Source organism: Variovorax sp. UC74_104 (genome assembly GCF_044055375.1).
Classification (GTDB): Bacteria; Pseudomonadota; Gammaproteobacteria; order Burkholderiales; family Burkholderiaceae_C; genus Variovorax.
The window spans coordinates 5,265,632-5,286,112 of the sequence record NZ_CP171978.1; the positions used below are offsets into that span (position 1 = coordinate 5,265,632).

18 protein-coding genes and 2 pseudogenes are annotated in these 20,481 nt (G+C 69.5%); 14 read left to right on the forward strand and 6 right to left on the reverse strand.

What is annotated here, in order from left to right; all coding sequences use genetic code 11:
* Complete coding sequence (locus ACHMXA_RS24710; protein ID WP_395316657.1) at nt 1–1,641, forward strand: GMC family oxidoreductase; 1,641 nt, start codon at nt 1–3, stop codon at nt 1,639–1,641.
* A gap of 62 nt (nt 1,642–1,703) precedes the next feature.
* Nucleotides 1,704–3,017, forward strand: coding sequence for an MFS transporter (locus ACHMXA_RS24715; RefSeq protein ID WP_395316658.1), 1,314 nt, complete (start codon nt 1,704–1,706; stop codon nt 3,015–3,017).
* A gap of 18 nt (nt 3,018–3,035) precedes the next feature.
* Here ACHMXA_RS24715 and ACHMXA_RS24720 read toward each other — a convergent pair whose 3' ends face one another.
* Nucleotides 3,036–3,497: a response regulator transcription factor gene (locus ACHMXA_RS24720; protein WP_395316659.1), complete on the reverse strand. Its 462-nt coding sequence runs from the start codon at nt 3,495–3,497 to the stop codon at nt 3,036–3,038.
* Nucleotides 3,498–3,657: 160 nt separating this feature from the next.
* On the opposite strand from ACHMXA_RS24720, the gene ACHMXA_RS24725 reads away from it, so the two are divergent.
* The 6 genes from ACHMXA_RS24725 to ACHMXA_RS24750 all read left to right on the forward strand — a co-directional run bounded on the left by ACHMXA_RS24725 (nt 3,658) and on the right by ACHMXA_RS24750 (nt 9,650).
* On the forward strand, nt 3,658–4,719 hold the full coding sequence (locus tag ACHMXA_RS24725; RefSeq protein WP_395316660.1) for a class I SAM-dependent methyltransferase: 1,062 nt from the start codon (nt 3,658–3,660) through the stop codon (nt 4,717–4,719).
* Between the two features lie 19 nt (nt 4,720–4,738).
* On the forward strand, nt 4,739–4,960 hold the full coding sequence (locus ACHMXA_RS24730) for a DUF1059 domain-containing protein (RefSeq protein ID WP_395316661.1): 222 nt from the start codon (nt 4,739–4,741) through the stop codon (nt 4,958–4,960).
* A gap of 194 nt (nt 4,961–5,154) precedes the next feature.
* The gene (locus ACHMXA_RS24735) at nt 5,155–5,658 is read left to right on the forward strand and encodes a (2Fe-2S)-binding protein (protein ID WP_395316662.1); all 504 of its coding nucleotides are present in this window, start codon (nt 5,155–5,157) and stop codon (nt 5,656–5,658) included.
* A complete protein-coding gene (locus ACHMXA_RS24740; protein WP_395316663.1) occupies nt 5,655–7,898 on the forward strand; it encodes a molybdopterin cofactor-binding domain-containing protein in 2,244 nt (747 codons plus the stop codon). Before ACHMXA_RS24735 ends, ACHMXA_RS24740 begins: the two co-directional genes overlap by 4 nt.
* On the forward strand, nt 7,895–9,214 hold the full coding sequence (locus tag ACHMXA_RS24745; RefSeq protein WP_395316664.1) for a c-type cytochrome: 1,320 nt from the start codon (nt 7,895–7,897) through the stop codon (nt 9,212–9,214). The genes ACHMXA_RS24740 and ACHMXA_RS24745 overlap by 4 nt, the downstream gene beginning before the upstream one ends.
* A 61-nt stretch (nt 9,215–9,275) precedes the next feature.
* Nucleotides 9,276–9,650 (forward strand): hypothetical protein, encoded by a 375-nt coding sequence (locus tag ACHMXA_RS24750; protein ID WP_395316665.1) that lies wholly within the window; start codon nt 9,276–9,278, stop codon nt 9,648–9,650.
* Here the strand turns inward: ACHMXA_RS24750 and ACHMXA_RS24755 are convergent.
* On the reverse strand, nt 9,613–10,842 hold the full coding sequence (locus ACHMXA_RS24755; protein ID WP_395316666.1) for an arabinose transporter: 1,230 nt from the start codon (nt 10,840–10,842) through the stop codon (nt 9,613–9,615). The two genes, ACHMXA_RS24750 and ACHMXA_RS24755, sit on opposite strands and share 38 nt — an antisense overlap.
* A 165-nt stretch (nt 10,843–11,007) precedes the next feature.
* On the reverse strand, nt 11,008–11,673 hold the full coding sequence (locus ACHMXA_RS24760; protein ID WP_395316667.1) for an O-methyltransferase: 666 nt from the start codon (nt 11,671–11,673) through the stop codon (nt 11,008–11,010).
* An 80-nt stretch (nt 11,674–11,753) separates the two neighbouring features.
* Between ACHMXA_RS24760 and ACHMXA_RS24765 the strand changes: the two genes are divergently transcribed.
* The 4 genes and pseudogenes from ACHMXA_RS24765 (at nt 11,754) to ACHMXA_RS24780 (ending at nt 15,870) form a co-directional block, all read left to right on the forward strand.
* Entirely contained in the window at nt 11,754–12,437 is a 684-nt protein-coding gene (locus ACHMXA_RS24765; protein ID WP_395316668.1) for a TetR family transcriptional regulator, read from the forward strand.
* Nucleotides 12,438–12,769: 332 nt separating this feature from the next.
* A pseudogene (locus ACHMXA_RS24770) lies at nt 12,770–14,677 on the forward strand (ESPR-type extended signal peptide-containing protein); the annotation flags it as partial.
* 529 nt (nt 14,678–15,206) lie between these two features.
* Nucleotides 15,207–15,329, forward strand: a pseudogene (locus tag ACHMXA_RS24775) (autotransporter outer membrane beta-barrel domain-containing protein); the annotation flags it as partial.
* Nucleotides 15,330–15,405: 76 nt separating this feature from the next.
* The gene (locus tag ACHMXA_RS24780; RefSeq protein ID WP_395316669.1) at nt 15,406–15,870 is read left to right on the forward strand and encodes an autotransporter domain-containing protein; all 465 of its coding nucleotides are present in this window, start codon (nt 15,406–15,408) and stop codon (nt 15,868–15,870) included.
* A 21-nt stretch (nt 15,871–15,891) separates the two neighbouring features.
* Here ACHMXA_RS24780 and ACHMXA_RS24785 read toward each other — a convergent pair whose 3' ends face one another.
* From ACHMXA_RS24785 to ACHMXA_RS24795, 3 genes are all read right to left on the reverse strand, one after another.
* Nucleotides 15,892–16,911: an alpha/beta fold hydrolase gene (locus ACHMXA_RS24785; protein WP_395316670.1), complete on the reverse strand. Its 1,020-nt coding sequence runs from the start codon at nt 16,909–16,911 to the stop codon at nt 15,892–15,894.
* A gap of 61 nt (nt 16,912–16,972) precedes the next feature.
* Nucleotides 16,973–17,776: a DUF1295 domain-containing protein gene (locus ACHMXA_RS24790; RefSeq protein WP_395316671.1), complete on the reverse strand. Its 804-nt coding sequence runs from the start codon at nt 17,774–17,776 to the stop codon at nt 16,973–16,975.
* Nucleotides 17,773–17,931, reverse strand: coding sequence for a hypothetical protein (locus tag ACHMXA_RS24795; protein WP_395316672.1), 159 nt, complete (start codon nt 17,929–17,931; stop codon nt 17,773–17,775). Before ACHMXA_RS24795 ends, ACHMXA_RS24790 begins: the two co-directional genes overlap by 4 nt.
* A 231-nt stretch (nt 17,932–18,162) precedes the next feature.
* On the opposite strand from ACHMXA_RS24795, the gene ACHMXA_RS24800 reads away from it, so the two are divergent.
* Together ACHMXA_RS24800 and ACHMXA_RS24805 are read left to right on the forward strand one after the other, a co-directional pair.
* Complete coding sequence (locus tag ACHMXA_RS24800; RefSeq protein ID WP_395316673.1) at nt 18,163–19,293, forward strand: hypothetical protein; 1,131 nt, start codon at nt 18,163–18,165, stop codon at nt 19,291–19,293.
* Between the two features lie 40 nt (nt 19,294–19,333).
* Nucleotides 19,334–20,431 carry a hypothetical protein gene (locus ACHMXA_RS24805; RefSeq protein ID WP_395316674.1) on the forward strand — a complete coding sequence of 366 codons (1,098 nt, stop codon included), beginning with the start codon at nt 19,334–19,336 and terminating at the stop codon, nt 20,429–20,431.
* The last annotated feature ends 50 nt before the right edge of the window (nt 20,432–20,481 follow it).

Below are 20,481 nucleotides of genomic sequence, written 5' to 3' on the forward strand. Positions count from 1 at the left end.
ATGCCTGAAGAAGAGTTCGACTACATCGTCGTCGGCGCGGGCTCCGCCGGCTGCGTGCTCGCCGGCCGGCTCAGCGAAGACCCGGCCACGCGCGTGCTGCTGCTGGAAGCGGGGCCGGCCGACCGGTCGCTGTGGATCCACCTGCCCATCGGCTACGGCAAGACGATGTGGAGCCCCACCTACAACTGGCGCTTCGAGACCGACCCCGACCCGAACATGAACGGCCGGCGCATCTACTGGCCGCGCGGCAAGACGCTGGGCGGATCGAGTTCGATCAACGGCCTGATCTACATCCGCGGCCAGCGCGAGGACTACGACCACTGGGCCGCGCTGGGCAACGCCGGCTGGAGCTACGACGAGGTGCTGCCCTACTTCATCCGCTCCGAAGGCAACCAGCGCGGCGCCGACGCCGTCCATGGCGGCGAGGGGCCGCTGAAGGTTTCGGACATCGCCGCGAAGCACGAGCTGATCGAAGCCTTCATCGACGGCGCCGCACAGACCGGCGTGCCGCGCACCGACGACTTCAACGGCGCCGCGCAGGAAGGCGCGGGCTACTACCAGCTCACCACTCACAAGGGCTGGCGCTGCAGCACGGCCAAGGCCTACCTGACGCCGGCGGTGAAGCGGCGGCCCAACCTGCGCATCGAGACCGAAGCGATGGCCGAGCGCCTGCTGTTCGACGGCAGGCGCGCTGCCGGCATCACCTACCGCCAAGGCGGCCAGCTGAAAACCGCGCGCTGCCGCGCGGAGGTGCTGCTGTCGGCGGGTTCGCTGCAGTCGCCGCAGCTGCTGCAGCTCTCGGGCATCGGGCCGCGCGCGCTGCTCGATCGCTTCGGCATTCCGGTACTGCACGAGCTGCCCGGCGTCGGCGAGAACCTGCAGGACCACCTGCAGATCCGCCTGGGCTACGAGTGCACCAAGCCCATCACCACCAACGACCAGCTCAACTCCTGGTTCGGACAGATGGGCATGGGCCTCGAATGGCTGCTGCACCGCACCGGCCCGCTGGCGGTGGGTATCAACCAGGGCGGCTGCTTCATGCGCGCGCTGAAGGATGCCGAGGGCCGGCCGGTGGCGGCCACGCCCGACATCCAGTTCCACGTCGCCACGCTCTCGGCCGACATGGCGGGCGGCAAGGTGCATCCGTACTCGGGCTTCACGATGTCGGTTTGCCAGCTGCGGCCCGAATCGCGCGGCCACGTGCGGATCCGCTCGCTCGACGCGGCCGAGCCGCCCGAGATGCAGCCCAACTATCTTTCCACCGAGCTCGACCGCGCGACCACCGTGGCCGGCGTGAAGGCCGCGCGCGCAATCGCCGACTCGCCCGCGATGCGCCCGTACGTGAAGCGCGAGGTGAAGCCCGGCCCCGGCGCGGTGAGCGACGCCGACCTGCTGGAGTTCTGCCGCAACAACGGCGCCACCATCTTCCACCCCACCGGCACCTGTCGCATGGGCGCGGACGCGCTCGCCGTGGTCGACGCCCGCCTGCGCGTGCACGGCGTGGCGGGGCTGCGCGTGATCGACTGCTCGACGATGCCGACGCTTGTGTCGGGCAACACCAACGCGCCCGCCGTGATGATGGCCGAGAAGGCCGTCGACCTGATCAGAGAGAACGCGAGAGCGGCAGCGGCCGCGCACTGAGTTCCCGTTTCGAACCCCACGGTCCGCAGAGACCGCCACGACAAACCTCATCGGAGACAGACATGAGTGCAAGCGACGAGAAAGCGATTCGCAGGGTGGTGGTTTCGGCCCTGGTTGGCGCCACCATCGAGTGGTACGACTTCTTCCTGTACGGCGTGGTGGCCGGCATCGTGTTCAACAAGCTCTACTTCCCCGGCAGCGACCCGGTGGTGTCGACCTTGCTGGCCTACACCACCTTCGCGGTGGGCTTCGTCACGCGGCCGCTGGGCGGCGTGATCTTCGGCCACTTCGGCGACAAGATCGGCCGCAAGAGCATGCTCGTCATCACGCTGATGATCATGGGCGTGGCCACCTTCCTCATCGGCCTGGTGCCCACCTACGCGCAGATCGGCATTGCGGCGCCGCTGCTGCTTTTGCTGCTGCGCGTGGCGCAGGGCATCGGCCTGGGCGGCGAATGGGGCGGCGCGGTGCTCATGGCGTACGAATACGCGCCGAAAGAGAAGCGCGGCTTCTACGCCTCGCTGCCGCAGATCGGCCTGGCCATCGGCCTTTGCATGGCCTCGGGCGTGGTGGCGCTGCTGTCGTGGCTGCTGACCGACGAGCAGTTCCTCTCCTGGGGCTGGCGCATCGCCTTCCTGATCTCGGGCGTAATGGTGATGGTGGGCATGTACATCCGCCTGCACGTGAAGGAAACGCCGGAGTTCGCGGCGGTGAAGGCGCGCAACGCCGAGCTGCGCATTCCCTTCATGGACATGCTGCGCCGCTACCCCGGCAACGTGCTCAAGGGCATGGGCGCGCGCTACATCGACGGGGTGTTCTTCAACATCTTCGGCGTGTTCTCCATCAACTACCTCACGAGCACCATCAAGATCAACCGCACCGAGGCGCTGCTGGGCGTGATGGCCGCGGCGGTGGTGATGTGCTTCGCCATCCCCTTCTTCGGGCGCATGTCCGACCGGCTGGGGCGCCCACGCGTGTACATGTGGGGTTCGCTCATCACGGCCGTGTCGGCGTTTCCGGGCTTCTGGCTCATGACGCACAGCGGCGGCAGCGTGCTGCTGGTGTGGCTGTCGATCATCGTGCCCTTCGGCATCCTGTATGCGTCGGTGTACGGGCCGGAGGCCGCCCTCTTCTGCGACCTGTTCGACGCGAAGGTGCGCTACACCGGCATCAGCTTCGTCTACCAGTTCTCGGGCATCTTCGCCTCGGGCATCACGCCGATCATCGCGACCGCGCTGCTCAAGTCCGGCGGCGGCCAGCCGTGGCAGATCTGCCTGTACGTGCTGTTCGCGGGTGTGGTGTCGGCGGTGTGCGCGTGGATGATCGGGCGCAGCGCCTCGTCCGCGGATTCGCCTGTGGCCGTGGCTTCGCGCTGAGGGCCCTTCGGCTTCGCCTCAAGGCGCGCCGGTGCCCATGCCGAGCGCGCGCATCACGGCAGCGGTGCGTGTCTCCACGCCCAGCTTCACGTACACGTGCTCCAGGTGCTTGTGCACCGTGCGCGGGCTGATCTGGAGCAGGGCGGCGATCTCGGCGTCGGTCTTTCCGCAGGAGAGCCAGCGCATGACGTCGCCCTCGCGGGGCGTGAGGCCGGCAGGCGGTGAAACGGCGGGAGCCGGCGCGTCGGCACGGCAGGCCAGCCGGTACAGCAGCGCCACCGCCACCGCATGCTCCAGCCCCGCGCGGCGGTAGTGGTCGGCCTGCATCGAGGCGCGGCGGAACTCGCGCCGTCGCGGCGCCTTTGCCGGGATGCGGCGGATTGCATGCACGCCGCGGTGCCGCACGGGCGATTGTCCGGATTCGAGTTGCTCCAGCAGGCGAAGTGCGCTTGCGCAATCGCCGCGCGTGAGATGCGTCATGGCGTGCCCCTTGTCTCGCTTTCTTCTTCGTGCCGCATACGCATTGCTGCGTATGGCGCCTGCATGCATCGGGACGGACGATGACCGATGTCCCTCTGCCGCGAACCCAGTATAGGCAGGCAGGGGGCGCGCGAGCCGTCCGCCGGCGAAGGGGAAACACATGGCTATCGACGAAACAAGGCTTAACGCGTTCATGGGTAACTTCGTCCATGACATCGGCGCCGTGATGCACGCCGCAACCATCGTCGTGGGCGACCAGCTCGGCCTGTACAAGGAAATGGCAAAGGGCCCCGGCACCGTGGAAGAGCTGGCCAAACGCACCGAGACCGATCCGCGCTACCTGCGTGAATGGCTTTCGGCACAGGCCGCGAGCGGCTATGTCGAGTACGACCCGAAGGGGGAGCGCTTCTCGCTCACCGAAGAGCAGGCCTTCGCGCTCGCCGAGGAAGGTAGCCCCGCCTTCGTGCCCGGCGCCTTCCAGATCGCGGTGGCGCAGTTCAAGGCCGTGCCCAAGATGGTCCAGGCCATGCGCACGGGCCTGGGCATCGGCTGGCACGAGCACGACCCCGCCCTCTTCCACGGCACCGAGCGCTTCTTCAGGCCGGGTTATGCGGCCAACCTGGTGAGCCAGTGGATTCCGGCGCTCGAAGGCGTTCCGGCCGCGCTCGAACGCGGCGCGCGCGTGGCCGACGTGGGCTGCGGGCATGGCGCGTCCACGCTGCTGATGGCGCAGGCCTATCCCGAGTCGAGCTTCGTCGGCTTCGACTACCACGCGCCGTCGATCGAACGTGCGCGCGAGACGGCGCGCAAGGCCGGCATCGACGATCCGAAGCGGCTGAGCTTCGAGGTTGCGAGCGCGAAGGACTTTCCGGGCAAGGACTACGACCTGGTGGCCTTCTTCGACTGCCTGCACGACATGGGCGACCCGGTGGGCGCGGCGGCGCACGTGCGCGCCAGCCTCAAGCCGCAGGGCACATGGATGCTGGTGGAGCCCTTCGCCAACGACCGGCTGGAGGACAACATGAATCCCGTGGGGCGCGTGTTCTATTCGGCGTCGAACTTCATCTGCACGCCAGCCTCGCGCTCGCAGGAAGTGGGCCTGTGCCTCGGCGCGCAGGCCGGCGAGGCGCGCCTTCGCGACGTGGCCTCCAAGGGCGGCTTCGCGCACTTCCGCCGCGCCAGCGAAACGCCTTTCAACCTCATATTCGAAGCACGTCCCTGAGGACATCCAAGGAGTCGCCATGCCACGCCAATACATCGACTGCCGCGAGTACCCGAGCACGACGAACTGCAGCGTCGCGCTGAGCGCCGACAGCGAGAGCGAACTGCTCGATGCCGCGGTGCAGCACGCCGTGACCGTCCACGGCCACACCGACACGCCGGAGCTGCGCAAGCAGCTCGCCGGCCTGTTCAAGACAGGCACGCCGCCGCTGCAGGCACCGGCACAGAAGGCGCCTGCCTGACGCTCCTGGCAGAACGACGACCGCCGCTGCATGTGCGGCGGTGAATACCTTCGATTGAACGCCGGCGTGCGCCGCCCCAGGAAAACCGCGCACGCCGCTTGAACGCGCCCCTGCCCGCCAAGCGCGCTTTGCGAAGTCGCGCTATGGTTCGCTGCCACCCACGGCGAACCACACGAAGAAAGAAGGCGGGGCCCATGATCGACATCAACATCAACGGCAAGTCCGTTGCCCTCGACGCGCCCGACGACATGCCCCTGCTCTGGGCATTGCGCGACATCGTCGGACTCACCGGCACCAAGTTCGGCTGCGGCATCGCCCAGTGCGGCGCCTGCACCGTGCACCTCGACGGCCAGCCCGTTCGATCGTGCGTGCTGCCGGTGGGCTCCATCGGCAAGAAGGCCGTCACCACCATCGAGGCCGTCGCGCAGACGCCCGCGGGCAAGAGCATCCAGAAGGCCTGGCTCGACGTCGACGTGGTGCAGTGCGGCTACTGCCAGTCGGGCCAGATCATGTCGGCCGCCGCGCTGATACAGCGCACGCCCAACCCGAGCGACGCCGACATCGACCTGGCCATGTCGGGCAACGTCTGCCGCTGCTGTACCTACTCGCGCATCCGCGCGGCCATCAAGCAGGCCGCCACAGGCAAGGCCGAGGTGCTGCAGTCGGTGGCGGTGATGCCGGCAAGGAGCGCATCGTGAGCGCCGCGGCGGGCACCGTCAGCCGCCGCGCGGCCCTGCAGGCAGGCGGCCTCGCGCTGGCCTTCACCTGGATCGGTGGCGGCAAGGCCTTCGCCGCGATCAGCCCCAGGCAGCAGCCGGGCGACGCGGCCGCCGCGCTCGCCGACGGCAACCCGGCCTTCGCGCCCAACGCCTTCATCCGCATCGATGCCGACGGCGGCGTGCGCCTCGTGATGCCGATGGCCGAGATGGGCCAGGCGATCTACACCGGCTCGGCGATGCTGCTGGCCGAGGAGCTCGGCGTCGAGCTCGACCAGGTGCGCGTGGAACACTCGCCGGCGAACGAGGCGCTCTACGGCATGCCGCTGCTCGGCGGCCAGATCACCGGCGGTTCGACCAGCACGCGCGGCACCTTCGGCGTGCTGCGCGAGGCCGGCGCCGTGGCGCGCACGCTGCTGGTGAGTGCCGCCGCCGCGCAGTGGAAGGTCGAACCCGAAAGCTGCACGGTGACGCGCGGCGTGGTGAGCCACGCGGCTTCGGGCCGGCAGCTCGGTTTCGGCGCGCTCGCAAGTGCCGCTGCAAAACTGCCGATGCCGGCCAAGGTGGCGCTGAAGGAGCCGAAGGACTTCAGGCTGATCGGCCAGCCGCTGCGGCGCGTCGATTCGTCGGGCAAGGTCGACGGCAGTGTGCAGTTCGGCATCGACGTGCGCGTGCCGGGCATGAAGGTCGCGACGGTCAAGGCGAGCCCCACGCTGGGCGGCGTGCTGGCGTCGGTGGACGACAAGGCGGCGCGGGCGATTCCCGGCGTGATCGACGTGCTGCGCATCAAGGATGCGGTGGCCGTGGTGGGCGAGCATTTCTGGGCCGCCAAGCGCGGCCTCGAGGCGCTGAAGCTGCAGTGGACGCCGGGGCGCAACGCCACGCTCACCACGCAGCAGCTGCGCGACGGGCTGGCAAATGCACTGGCCAAGGACAAGGCCATCGTCGGCAAGGAAACCGGCAAGCGGCCCGAAGGCACGCTGGTGCAGTCCACCTACGACCTGCCGATGCTGGCCCACGCGACCATGGAGCCGCTCAACACCACGGTGCACGTGCGGCCCGATGGCTGCGACATCTGGGTGGGCACGCAGGTGCCGGCGCGCTGCGTGAGCGTGGCCGCGAAGATCACCGGCCTGGCCGAGGACAAGGTGGTGCTGCACAACCAGTACCTGGGCGGCGGCTTCGGCCGGCGGCTGGAGACCGACTCGGTCGAGCAGGCCGTGGCCTTCGCGAAACAGGTGCCCTACCCGCTCAAGGTGGTGTGGACGCGCGAGGAAGACATCCGCCACGACATCGTGCGCCCCATGTACCACGACGAGATCTCGGCCGTGGTGGACGGCGAAGGCCGCATCCAGTGGTTCGGCGACCGCATCTCGGGCGGCACGGTGCTGGGCCGCTGGGCGCCCGCGTTCATGGGCAAGGACGGCATGGACAGCGACCTGATCGAATGCGTGGCCGAGCCCTGCTACGACCTGCCGAACCTCAAGGTCGAGTGGGTGCGGCACGACATGCCGCCGGGCCTGAACGTCGGCTGGTGGCGCGGCGTGGGCCCCACGCACAACCTCTTCGTGATGGAGAGCTTCATCGACGAGCTGGCGCACCGCGCCAAGAAAGACCCGGTGGCCTACCGCCGCGCGATGCTGCAGAAGAACCCGCGCACGCTCGCGGTGCTCGACCTCGCGGCCAGCAAGGCCGGCTGGGGCCAGGGCTCGCTGCCGGCGCGCGTGGGGCGCGGCGTGGCGGTGGGCGATGCCTTCGGCAGCCGCGTGTGCGCCATCGTCGAGGCAGAGGTTTCGCCGCAGGGCGAGGTGCGCATGCGGCGCGCGGTGGTCGCGCTCGACTGCGGCATCGCGGTGAACACCGGCTCCATCGAGGCGCAGATACAGGGCGGGCTGCTCTTCGGGCTGAGCGCCGCGCTCTACAGCGAGATCACGCTGCGCGACGGCGCCATCGAGCAAAGCAACTTCCACGACTACCGCACGCTGCGCATCAACGAGTCGCCGCCGATCGAGCTGCACATGGTGAAGAGCGCCGAGGCGCCCGGCGGGCTCGGCGAAGTCGGCACCGCCATCGCCGCGCCGGCGCTGGCCAACGCGATCTTCGCCGCCACCGGCGTGCGCCTGCGCTCGCTGCCGGTGAACCGCGCGCTGCTGGCGCAGGACAAGGAGGCGATGAAGAAGAAGATCGCCGAAGCCCCGCACGACGAAGGGAGGTCGGCATGAAGCGCTTTCTCAAGGTGCTGGTGGCGCTGCTCGTCATCGGCGCGGCGCTCTATTTCTTCCTGAACCGCACGGACGGCTCCGCGGGCGAAGCGCCCGTGCTGGCCGGTGCGCCGGTCGACGCGGCGCTGCTCGTGCGCGGCGAGTACCTCACCAAGGCCGCCGACTGCATCGCATGCCACACGGTGCCCGGCGGCAAGGGCCAGCCCTTCGCGGGGGGCCTGCCCTTCGTGCTGCCGTTCGGCACGATCTATTCGTCGAACATCACGGCCGACCCCGAAACGGGCATCGGCAAATGGAGCGACGACCAGTTCGTGCGCGCGCTGCACGACGGCGTGCGTGCCGACGGCAAGCGCCTGTACCCGGCCTTCCCTTACACCTCGTACACCGCGCTGAGCCGCGCCGACGTGCTCGCGATCAAGGCCTACCTCTTCAGCCTGCCCAAGGTGAACCAGCCGAACCGGGAGGCCGACCTCGGCTTCCCGTTCAACCAGCGCTGGGCCATGGGCTTCTGGAACGCAGCCTTCTTCAAGAGCGCCCGCTTCGAGGCCGACGCGTCTAAGCCGCTCGCGTGGAACCAGGGCAAGTACCTCGCCTCCGCGCTGGGCCACTGCGCCGAATGCCACACGCCGCGCAACTTCGCCTTCGCGATGGAAAAGGGCAACGAGCTCGCGGGCGAGACGGTGCAGGGCTGGCGCGCCTACAACATCACCTCGGACGCGAAGAACGGCATCGGCGCGTGGAGCGATGCCGAGATCGCCTCGTACCTGACGACCGGCCACGCCGCGGGCCGCGGCTCTGCTTCGGGCCCGATGGGCGAGGCGGTCGAGCACAGCCTGCAGTACCTGAAGCCGGAAGACGCCTCGGCGCTCGTGAGCTACCTGCGCACGGTGCCCGCGAAGGCCGGCAAGAACCAGATCGAGATCGACGCGAAGCCCCCATGGGCCCTGGCCGCGGGCGCGGCTGCACCGGCAGCCAACACCGCCGAGGGCCACGAGCAGGGCCTGCGGCTCTTCGCCGCCGCCTGCGCGAGCTGCCACCAGTGGAACGGACAGGGCCAGCAGACCGCCAACGCGTCGCTGCTGGGAACGCGCGGCGTGAACGACCCCGACGGCTCCAACGTGACGCAGATGATCCTGCAGGGCGTGCGCATGCACGTTCACGACCGGGAGATCTACATGCCGGCCTTCGGCAAGGCCTACACCGACACCGAGGTCGCTGCGCTGGCCAACTACGTCATCGCGCAGTTCGGCAACAAGCAGGCCACGGTGACGCCGGAGTTCGTGGCGAAGCAGCGCGCGCTCGGCCCCAACCCCTGACCCGCCGCCGGAGGCCGGTGGCCGGCTGGTCACCGGGTTTCGCCGCATCTAAACTGCGGCCATGAAAGGAACAGGGGAAGCACAGCGTGGCCTGCAGCCGGTGGTGGAGCTGCGCAAGGAAGCCGCGTCGTATGCCTACTCCGTTCGCGCGCCCCGCTCCAGGGGCGTGATACCTCCCAGCTCGTACCGCAACGGCGGCTTCGCCACGCTGGCCGAATGCCTCGGCGACGTGGCGCGTGCGATGGGCGGCGATTTCGCGCGCATCTACGTGCGGCTCGACGGCTTGTGCGTCGGCGAGCGCGACATCGTGGAGCTGCGTTGCGAGCCGGAGAAGGTGGCGGCCGAACTGAAGGCGGAGCTCGAGGTCGAGCTGATGAAGGCCAAGGCAGCCTGCGCGATCAGGACCGAGAGCGTGTCTGCGCCCGGCGAAGGCTGATCGCGATCACCAGCCCCGCGGCCGCCGCGCCCGCGCCGGCCAGGAACACGCCGCCATAGCCTGCCCTGTCGGCGAGGAATCCGGCCAGCGGGCCCGTCAGCCCGTAGGCGACGTCCTGGAAGGCGGAGAACCCGCCCAGCGCCGTGCCGCGCAGATGCGGCTGCACAAGGTGCACCACCTCGCGCCCCATCGACGGAAAGATCATCGAGCAGCCGAGCCCCGTGAGGAAGGCGCCGACAAGGGCGACGAGCGGATCCGAAGCACTCCAGATCAGCACCTGCCCCACGGTCTCCACGGCCAGCGAGCCGATGGCCACGGGCAGTCCGCCCACGCGATCCGGCAGATGCCCGAAGAGCACCCGCACCAGCACGAAGCCACCGCCGAAGGCCGTGAGCCCCAGCCCGGCGAAGCGCCAGTGCTGGCTCAGGAAATGCAGCGTGAAGAAAGCGCCGATGGCCGCGAAGCCGATGCCCTGCAGGCAGACGATGGTTCCGTGCGGCCACACCTGGCCGATCACGCGCCAGAACGGCGGACGCTCGGCGCCGGGATGCGCGGGCACGCCGGCCATGCGCCAGATCGCCAGCATGCCGAGGCAGGGCAGGATCACGCCGACGCCCATGACGCCGGCGTATCCGAAGCGCTGCTGCAGCGCGAGGCCGATCGGCCCGCCCACCGCGAGCGCGCCATAGATCGCGGCGCCGACCAGCGCCAGCACCTTGCCCGAGCGCGCCGGGCCGACGAGCCCGATGCCCCAGCCGATGATGCCGACACCGACCAGGCTTTCGCCGAGGCCGACCAGCAACCGGCCCGCGAGCAGGACGAGGTAGGCCGTCCAAGGGGACTGCGCCAGCAGGCCCGCCGCCAGCGAGCCCAGCGCCCCGCTCACGTAGAAGACCAGCCCGCGCATCACCGCGGACCTGGCCCCGGCACGGTCGGACAGCGTGCCGGCGTAGGCCCGGCTCAGCACTGTGGCGAGAAAGGCGATGCCGACGCCGAGGCCCGCCCACACGTTGCCCAGCCCGAGCTGCCCGGTCACGAAGATCGGAACGACGGGCAGGGACATGCCCACGCAGAGATATGAAATGAAGAGGATGGCCGCGAGCAGCAGCAGGCGGCCCTGCGCGGGATCGCGCGTCGATGCCGGGGTTGATGAGTTCGTCGACCGTGTCGACTGTGTCGATTGAGGAGTCATGGTGTCGTCCAGGTTTTCTGTGTCCCTGCCGATCGGAGCGCGCGCGAACGCACTCCGACCGGCGAGGGTCGTAGAGTGCGTTGATTGACGTCAGACGCTTACGGCCAGTGCGACTGGCACTGCGAACGCCGTGGCGTCCGCGTGGGGTTCAATGCGTCGGCCGGTTCAGCCGAGCCGCATGGACAGTTCGACGTCGTCGCCGAACGGAACGGACATGTAGCCCGAAGCCGGCGAGCGCACGTGGGCCAGGTACTCGGGGCTGTGGTCCGCGTTGTCGGCGACGATGAATGCGCCCGGTCGCAGGCGGCTCTCGACCAGCGCGAGGATCTCCGGGTAGAGCGCCTTCGCGCCGTCGAGCAGCAGCAGGTCGATCGAGTCGGGCAGTTCGGCTGCGAGCGTCTGCAGCGCGTCGCCTTCGCGGATCTCGACCAGGTCGGCAAGGCCGCCGGCCTCGAGGTTGCGGCGGGCACGCGCCACCTTGGAGGGCTCGAACTCGGTGGTGACGAGGCGGCCGCCGCCGTTGTCGCGCAGGGCCGCGGCGAGGTGCAGCGTCGAGATGCCGAACGAGGTGCCGAACTCGACGATGTTCCGCGCGCCGCCGCCGCGCGCCAACATGTAGAGCAGCGCGCCGGTCTCGCGCGAGACGGGAAGCGGAACGTCCTTCAGCCGCGTGTAGAGATCGAGGTAGCCGGTCTTGCTGCGCATGAGTTGCGCGCGCTCTTCGTCGGAGAAGCCGGCGATCGCGGCGCTCATCGCGGGCGATGCCTCGGCGGCCTCATGGAACAGGCGCTCCAGCAGGGGCGCGAGCGGTGTGGTGTTGAGTGTGGTCACAGGGTCTTCGTGTTGGATTGAGGTGCGCTCATAATATGAAGGAACATTCACATTTCCTATTCGCGTTGCGAACCCAGCCCATGGCAGAACGAAAAGGCGCGCCGCTATCCTCTAGAAGAAAGCCCAAGCAGGCCCGCTCCAACGAGCTCGTCGCCGCGATCCTCGAGGCAGCCCTTCAGGTTCTGGAGAAAGAAGGCGCCCGGCGCTTCACCACCACGCGCGTGGCCGAAAGGGCCGGCGTGAGCGTGGGGTCGGTGTATCAGTACTTCCCGAACAAGGCGTCGATCCTTTTCCGGCTGCAGAGCGACGAGTGGAAGCAGACGAGCGGCATGCTCCGCGGCATCCTCGAAGACACCCAGCGCCCTCCGCTGGAGCGGCTGCGCATGCTGGTGCATGCCTTCGTCCGCTCCGAGTGCGAGGAAGCCGGGATGCGCGTGGCGCTCAGCGACGCCGCGCCGCTCTACCGCGATGCGCCCGAGGCGCAGGAGACGCGAGCCGCCGGCGACCGAATCATGCAGGCCTTCATGCGCGAGGCCCTGCCCGATGCCGACGAGGCCACGCGCGCCTTGGCCAGCGAACTGATCACGACCACGTTCAGCGCGGTGGGAAAGCAGTTCTCGGAAAGCCCGCGGACCGACGCGGAGATCACCGCCTATTCGGACGCCATGGCCGACATGTTCTGCGCCTACCTCCGAAGCCTCGGACACGGGCAGGCGCGCGAGCAGGAAATGAGGAAGCGCCCTCGCCGCCCGGCACGCGGCTGACTTGTTTCCGGCCCGATCCCAGATCGGCGGCTTTGTATTTCGCACGAAACACTGGTTACTTCTTGACGCAGTTCAGGGTATGCCTTCGCGGGACCGCGCCGCGCGTGTAGCGCCTTGGTCCTCAATCCCGGGCTGCTCGAGGCGCCGACCGTACCGTTCGCCCTACCGGTCGGCCTTCACCGGGGTACCCGCTTCCGGGCATATCGCGGGCCCGTACGCGTACTTACATTTTTCACTTGTAAATCGAAAAGACGGCATGTGCTGGCGCAGGAGAACGTGCGCCCGCACGCGGGAGCCTGCCCGTTCAGGTAGCGAATGAACAACTTGAAGCCATGAACAAGATTTTTCGGACCCTCTGGAATCCAGCCCGCGGCACCTGGGTAGCCGCCCCCGAGACATCGCGCGGCCATGCACGATCGGCAAAGTCGGCCGATTTCGGGGCTTTCGCCGTCGCGATGCTGCTGCTGGGCGCCGGACCGGCGATCGCGGCGGGCGGTGCCGGCGGCCAGCCCGTGGGCGACACGTCGCTGAATGCGGGCTCGGGCGGCAGCAACGGCAGCGGCGGCGCCGGCGGCTTCAACGACACGTCGGTGAACGCGAGCGGTGGCACCGGTGGATCGTCGACCGATGCCGGCCCCACTGCCGGCGCCAACGCCAACATCGGCACCTTCGGGGGCGCCACCGCGGGCACGGGCGGCGCGGCGGGAGCCGGCACCAACGCCGTCGGCCCCGGCGCGTTCCAGGGCGACAGCGGCGGCGCAGGCCAGTCGCAGACCGGCGACTTCTCCAACGGAAACGGCTACGGCGGCGGTGGCGGCGGCGGCTTCCAGGGCTCGACCATCGGCAGCGGCGTAACCTCCTCTTCCGACAGCTACACGGGCGGCGCCGGCGGCGCGGGCGGCAACGGCTACTGGGCGGCAGGCGGCGGCGGCGCCGGCGGCTACGGCTCCATCCTCGTCGCGCCGACCGGCAACTACACGGCATCCGGCAGTTCCATCGGCGGCGCGGGCGGCAAGGGCGGCGACGCCTTCTCCCAAGGCGGTGGCGGCGGCAGCGGCGGCGTCGGCTTCTTCCTGAACACGACGACATCGGGCATCACCTTCACCAACAACGGCTCCATCGCGGGCGGTGCCGGCGGCGCGGGCGGCTCCGAACTGCTGCCGGCGCGCGCCAATGCCTCCGGCGGCGGCGGTGGTGCTGGCGGCAACGGCATCACGCTGGCGGGCAGCGCCGTGTCGGTGGTCAACTCCGGCACGGTCACCGCCGGCGCCGGTGGTGCGGGCGGTGCCGCCGGCGGCGGCGCGGGCGGCACCGGCACGCCCGGGTCGGGCGGCGACGGCGGCATCGGCCTGCAGGCCACGGGCGCCAGCACGGCGCTGACCAACAACGGCACCATCACCGGCGGCAACGGCGGCGCGGGCGGCGCCAACAGCAACGGGGGCGCGAGCGGCGCGAACGGTGCCGGCGGCGCCGGCGTGGCGGGCGCCAACCTCGCCATCACCAACAGCGGCGGCATCTCGGGCGGACTGGGCGGCGACGGCGTCACCCGTGCCGCTGCCGTCGAGTTCACCGGCGGCAGCAACAGCCTGACGCTGAACACCGGCTCGGTGCTGACCGGCGCCGTTGCCATCGACAGCGGCGCCACGGCCAGCATCGTCGCGGGCGCCGGCGGCCTTAACCCGGGCAATGCCCTGCTGCTGGGCGGCACGGGCACCTTCGACACCAACGGCAACGACATGGGCTGGTCGGGCCCCATCTCGGGCGCAGGCAATCTGGTGAAGAGCGGCGCGGGCACGCTGACGCTGTCGGGCGCCAACGTCTACACCGGCGCGACCAACGTCGCGGCGGGCACATTGCGCGCAGGCGCGGTCAACACCTTGAGCAGCGCCAGCGCCTTCACCGTGGGAACCGGCGCCACGCTCGACCTGGCCGGCAACAGCCAGACCATCGCGTCGATGGCCAACAGCGGCACCGTCTCGCTGGTGGGTTCCGTGCCGGGCACCACGCTCACGGTCACCGGCCCGTGGGTCGGCAACGGCGGCACGCTGCGCCTGGGCACCGCGCTGGGCAACAGCAGCAGCGCGAGCGACAGGCTCGTGCTCAGCGGCGCGACCGCCATCGCCAGCGGCACGACCAACGTGCAGATCACCAACCTCGGCGGCCTGGGCGCGTTGACCAGCGGCAACGGCATCGAGGTCATCAGCGCGATCAACGGCGCGACGACCACCGCGCAGACGACGAAGAGCGCCTTCGCGTTGTCCGGCGGACACGTCGATGCGGGCGCCTACGAGTACCGGCTGTACGCGGCCGATGCAGCCGGCGCGGGCGAGAACTGGTACCTGCGCTCCACTGCCGCCGTCGTCGTGCCTCCCGCGACCGGCGGTGGCAGCGGAACCGGCAGCGGCGGCAGCAGCGCCGGTGGCAGCTCAGGCGGCGGAGCCGTCGTGACCATTCCCACCTACCGCGCCGAAGTGCCGCTCTATGCCGCGCTGCCCGAGCAGTTCCGCCAGGCCAATCTCTCGATGCTGGGCAACATGCACCAGCGCATGGGCGACGACGGCGGCACCGCCGTCGCCGCACCCGCAGCGCCTGACCAGAGCTACCGCCAGGCATGGGCCCGCATCCTCAGCACCGACCGCACCATCTCGCAGGCCGGCACCGTCAGCCCCACGAGCAAGGGCCGCCTCACCGGCTTCCAGGCAGGCACCGACCTGCTGGGCCGACGCCCACTGGCGCGCCGGCGTGTACGTCGGCGAGCTCGAGGGCGACATGAGCGTGAGCGGCTTCGCCCGCGGCATCGTGGGCTACGGAGCCGGCACCAACAACCTGCGCAGCCAGTACCTCGGCGGCTACGCCACCTGGAAGAACGACAGCGGCCTGTACGTGGACGGCGTGCTGCAGGCCGGGCGCCACAGCTACATCACGTCGCCCACGCTGAGCTTCGGTAGCTCGGGGCAAGGGCCGCAGCGTGCTGGCCTCGATCGAGGTGGGCCAGTCCTTCGGCATCGCCCCGGGCTGGACCATCGAGCCCCAGCTGCAGCTGGTGCACCAGCGCATCAGCCTCGACGACGGCAGCATCGCGGGCGCGCTGGTGCGGCAGAACAGCCACAGCGGCTGGCTCGCGCGCGCCGGCGTGCGGGTGAAAGGCGAGATCGCCACCTCCGCCGGACTGCTGCAGCCGTACGTGCGCTTCAACGTCTACCGCAGCGGCGGCGGCACCGACACCAGCCGTTTCATCGGCCCGGCGGCATACACCGACATCGCCACGCGCACCGGCGGCACGAGCACCGAGCTGGCGGCCGGCGCCACGCTGCAGCTCACGCAGGGCGCGAGCATCTATGCGGAGCTGGGCAAGCTGTGGTCGTCGGGCGGCAGCGTGCGCACCCGCAGCAACGGCATCGAAGGCAGCGTGGGCGTGAGGGTTCGCTGGTAGACCGCAGGAAGGACGGCGCCTTCAGCCTGGAGGGATGGCACCGTCCGCGCGCACCGCCTCCACGACCGACAGCACCGCCTCGATCACCGCACGCGGGTCGTCGAACTGGATGTCGTGGCCGGCCTTCGGCAGCAGGCGGTGGGTGCTTCGCGAGGACCAAGCCGCCATCTCCTCGTGCATCTTCTCCCAGATGGCCTGCACCTGCACGCCCTGCTCCGGCGTGATCTGCATTCCCCGCAGCTCCGACCCGGTGTACGGCGCCATCGCCGTGAGCACCACCAGCGGACGGCTGCCCAGATCGCGGAAGGCGCCGGCCTCGGCGAGCACGGCGTCGGTGGCGTCGCCCTCGGCCATCTGCGTGACCATCGACTTCGGCGCGAAGGCGCGAACCGCTCGCGCATCATGTTCCGTCTGGTTCGGCGCCCGCGGCAGCAGCGACGGGACCGCGGCGCGCAGCAGTCCGGTCCACGCCAGCGACACGGCGATGCGGGAGCGCAGCGAGCGCGTTTCCGTCATGAAGGCCGCGACGCGCGCGACCTGGTCCGGATGCGAAGGATCGACAAGGACCAGCCCCGCGACCTCGGAGCCGAAGTACCTCGTGAAGGTCGTTGCATAAAGGCCGCCCAGCGACTGACCGACCAGCACGAAGGGCCCTCGCTCGCCCGCGCGCATCAACGCCTCGTGAAGGTCCTGCGCCACCTGCTTCGCGCTGCGGGGCGCATTGGACGCGTCGCTCCACATCAGCCCCGCGCGGCTGTACGAGCAGGCGCGCGTGCGCTGCGCGACGGCCGGCTGCACTGCCGCCCAGCTCAGCGAGCCGTCGATGCTCAGCCCGTCCTCGAACACCACGGTGGGCGAGCCGGCGCCCCGGCAATCGAGCTGGATCCTCCGGCCGCCGCCGATGTCGACCATCTTCCCCGGCGCGGGAAAGTCCCGCGCCGCGCGATAGCGGCCGTACTGCTCGTACACCACGCCCGCGAGGATGGCCAGCGCGGCGACGAGCACGCTCCAGAACACGATCCGCATCACCAGGGGTTTCAATGAAGGCTTCACTGACCCGGATGGTGCCACCGACCGCGCCCTTTCATCACTGCCCTTTTCATCACTGCGCTTTGCGGCGGCCGTCTTTCACCGGCCCCGGAAGAAAGGCGTTGGTGCGCGCGATGTAGTCGCGGTACGCGGGCCGGCGCTCGCCGATGTCCGCCTCGAGCATGTGCACGCCCGAGACCTTCAGCAGCAGCACGGTCATGAGCAGCGGCGACACGATGCTCCAGGCGCCGCTCCATCCCGCGCCGCCCATCGCCATCAGCCAGATGCCCCACCAGACGCAGGCTTCGCCGAAGTAGTTCGGGTGCCGCGTGTAGCGCCACAGGCCGCGGTCCATCACCCGGCCCGCGCTCTTCGGGTCGGCCTTGAAGCGCGCCATCTGCGCGTCGCCCACGGCCTCGAAGAAGATGCCGAAGAGCGCCAGCGCCGCGCCCGCCGCGTCGAGCAGGCCCAGCGGCCGCGCGGCAGCCATGCCGGCGAGGAACGGCGCGGAAACGATCCACGCCAGCACCGCCTGCAGCGCGAACACCAGATATAGGCTCTTGAAGCCGTAGTTCGGCTGGTTGCGCGCGCGGATCGCCTGGTAGCGCCGGTCTTCGCCGTGGCCCCAGTTGCGCCAGGTGATGTAGAGGCACAGCCGCACCGACCACGCCGCGCCCAGCACCGCCATCCACAGCCCGCGCTCCGTCTGCACCGGCAGGAGCGCGAAGTACACGAGGCCCGCGCCGACGATGAAGATCGACCACATGCGGTCGATCAGGCTCGCGTCATGCCGGGCGAGGCTCGCCAGCCAGGTGAGGAGGGCCAGCGACGCAGTCAGCGCCAGGCCCGACAGTGCGATTCCCACGAGCGCGCTCATCCGCGGTGGCGTCCCTGCCGGCGCTGCCCGGGGTCGAAGCCGAACAGCCCGGCGAGCCGGTCCTCAGGCAGGCGGCGAATGCCGTGTAGGACCACGGTGTCGGGCACCAGGCCCCTTTCCATCCAGCGGATGGCGAATGCGATGTCCTGCGACATGTGCGGTTTTCTTCTCGTCGGGGGCACGCCGGAGCGCGTGCCATGAGTGTTTCTACGCGGTGGAACGGGTTTTGGATGATGCTTGCGTCGCCATTTTGGGCGCACGCGTCGGGCGCCGGGCGCTTTGCACTGGCCCCGGGGCAATCGACATGCGCTGGCCGATGTTCAAATGCGTCGCCCCTGCCGCGCCGGTGGGCGGGCAGATCGACTGAACAAGAAGGACATGACATCGTGGACGAGATGACGACACCCGCGCCAAGCGAAGCGCCCATCCACCCGAAATCCGCGGCGGGCGGCGAGTTCATCGAACTGCACGATCGCGGCAACGAAATGACACTGGCCTGGAGCGGCCCCGATCTGCTCGACGTTGCGGAAGTCCGCAGGCCCGACGGCGACCTGCTCGCGCTGGACGCGTCCGGCGGCATCTCCTGTGTCGACCTGCAGTCCATGACGGTTCGCTTGCTCGGCACGGTGACCCTGCCCGAGCCTGGAGCGGAGGACTCCAGTGCGTTCTGGATGGCTTCGCGCTGGCGCCTTCACGCATCCGCCGACGGTGCGTTCGCGGCGGTGGTCTTCGACGGCGGCAGGCATGGCCTCGTGATCGACCTCGGCCGCTTCGAGACCACCATGCAGCTCGATGGCGGCGACTACTACGAGAAGACCGTTCCCTTCTCGGCCTGCTTCGCGTCGGTGAACGGAAAGACGGCCCTGATACATCGCACATCCTGGAACAGGCTTGACGCCTCTGATCCCGGCACCGGCAGCCTGCTCACCGAACGTGGACCGACTCGCTACGAGAACGAACAGCGCCCGCCGCACTACCTCGACTATTTCCACGGCCAGATCATTGCGAGCCCGTCCGGCTCGCGCCTCTTCGACGCGGGATGGGTCTGGCAGCCGGTGGGGGTTCCCCGCGTCTTCGACATCGGGAGCTGGCTGACGTTCAACGTGTGGGAGTCCGAGGACGGACCATCGGCGAAGTGGCTCGGCCTGAGAGACATCTGGAACTTTCCCGCGTGCTGGATCGACGACGACCACGTCGCGATGGGCGGCATGGGCGACTGGGACGACGAGGAGTTCGAAACTGTCGCCGCACCGCCCGGCGTGCGGATCGTCGACGTTCGCCAGGAGTCCGATGCGCCCGCCCGAAAGCTGCGCATGGATGCCGAGCCTCACGAGCTGTTCACCGACGGCAGCCTTCTGTTCGCCTCCGACGGGACCGACACCTCCGCGTGGTCGCTGGAGTCGGACCAACGCGTGACGGTGATCGAAGGCTTCGCCGCAACGCACCACCACCAGCGCCGCAAGTTGCTCCTGGAAGTGAAGCCCCGGCAGCTCCGCGCAATCACCGCTTCGACCTGATGGCCCACCGCCTTTCGCCCGACGTTGCGGGCCCCTGCCCATGATCTTCGACCGCGACGCCTATCGGCGCTTCTTCGACGGCTACTTCATCCGCGACTGCACCATCGGCTTCGAGGACGGCCGGCTCGGCTTCCTGCTCTTCGAGGAGCAGGAGGACGAGGCGCACGACGAGCCGTTCCAGGTGCGGCTGCTGGCCGTCAAGCTGACGAACCCGGTGGAGACCCGGTTCTTCTCGATGTCGGCCAATGCGCTGGGGCTGGGCTCGGACCTGTGCAGCGCCTGGGCGCCGGATCATTCGGAATTCGTCGCGGTCGGCATAGGGCGCGAGGCCTACGGCTACAAGCCTAAGACCCACAAGGGCCAGGAGTCACGCATTCCCTTCCACGGTGGCGCAGAGCCTCATCCTGGTTCAGGGCTGCAGTACGACAGCATCGTGCTGCGCTCCGCGCGCGCGGGCACCACGGTGTTCGCAGTCGGCGCGCCGTTCCGCGTGTACGAGCGGCAGGGGCCCGATCAATGGCTCGAGCACACCGCAATCCCTTTGCCCGAAGGGCTCGGCAGTTCGGATCCGGAGTTGGCGAAAGAGACCTTGTGGCGCTCGAACTTCCACGACCTTGCAGGCCTTTCCGCGCAGGACCTCTATGTGGTCGGATCGGGCGGCACCGCATGGCGTCGCCAGGGCGGGCAATGGCGCAAGCTGGCCTTCCCTTCGACGCTGGACCTGAAGACCGTGGCCGTCGCGCCCGACGGCACGGCGTACGTCACCGACGAGCGTGGTCATGTCTGGCAGGGGCGCGACGACAGCTGGCACTGCGTCACGCCGCGCTGGCACGGCTCCTACGGCTTTCTCGACAGCGGCTGGTGCGCCGGCCGTCTCTGGTGCACCGGCGACACGGGCGGCTGCTACGTGCCGCAGGGGGGCACCATGGTGCTGGCCCAGGATGCCGACCGGCATCCCATTCCACCGGGACTCGAGTTTTCACTGGTGGCTCGGCGGCTGGATGTGTCGCCGGACGGACGCAGGCTGCTTCTCGCGGACTTGTCCAAGGCGATCGAGTTCGATGGGGAGCGCTGGACCGTGCTGTTCGACGGCGAGCCACCGGCCGAGTCACTTGCCGATCAGGCCATCGGCGGCTGAGGGCCGGCCTTCGATCCCCTTCGATCCTTTTCCGGCGGGCTCTGCAGGCT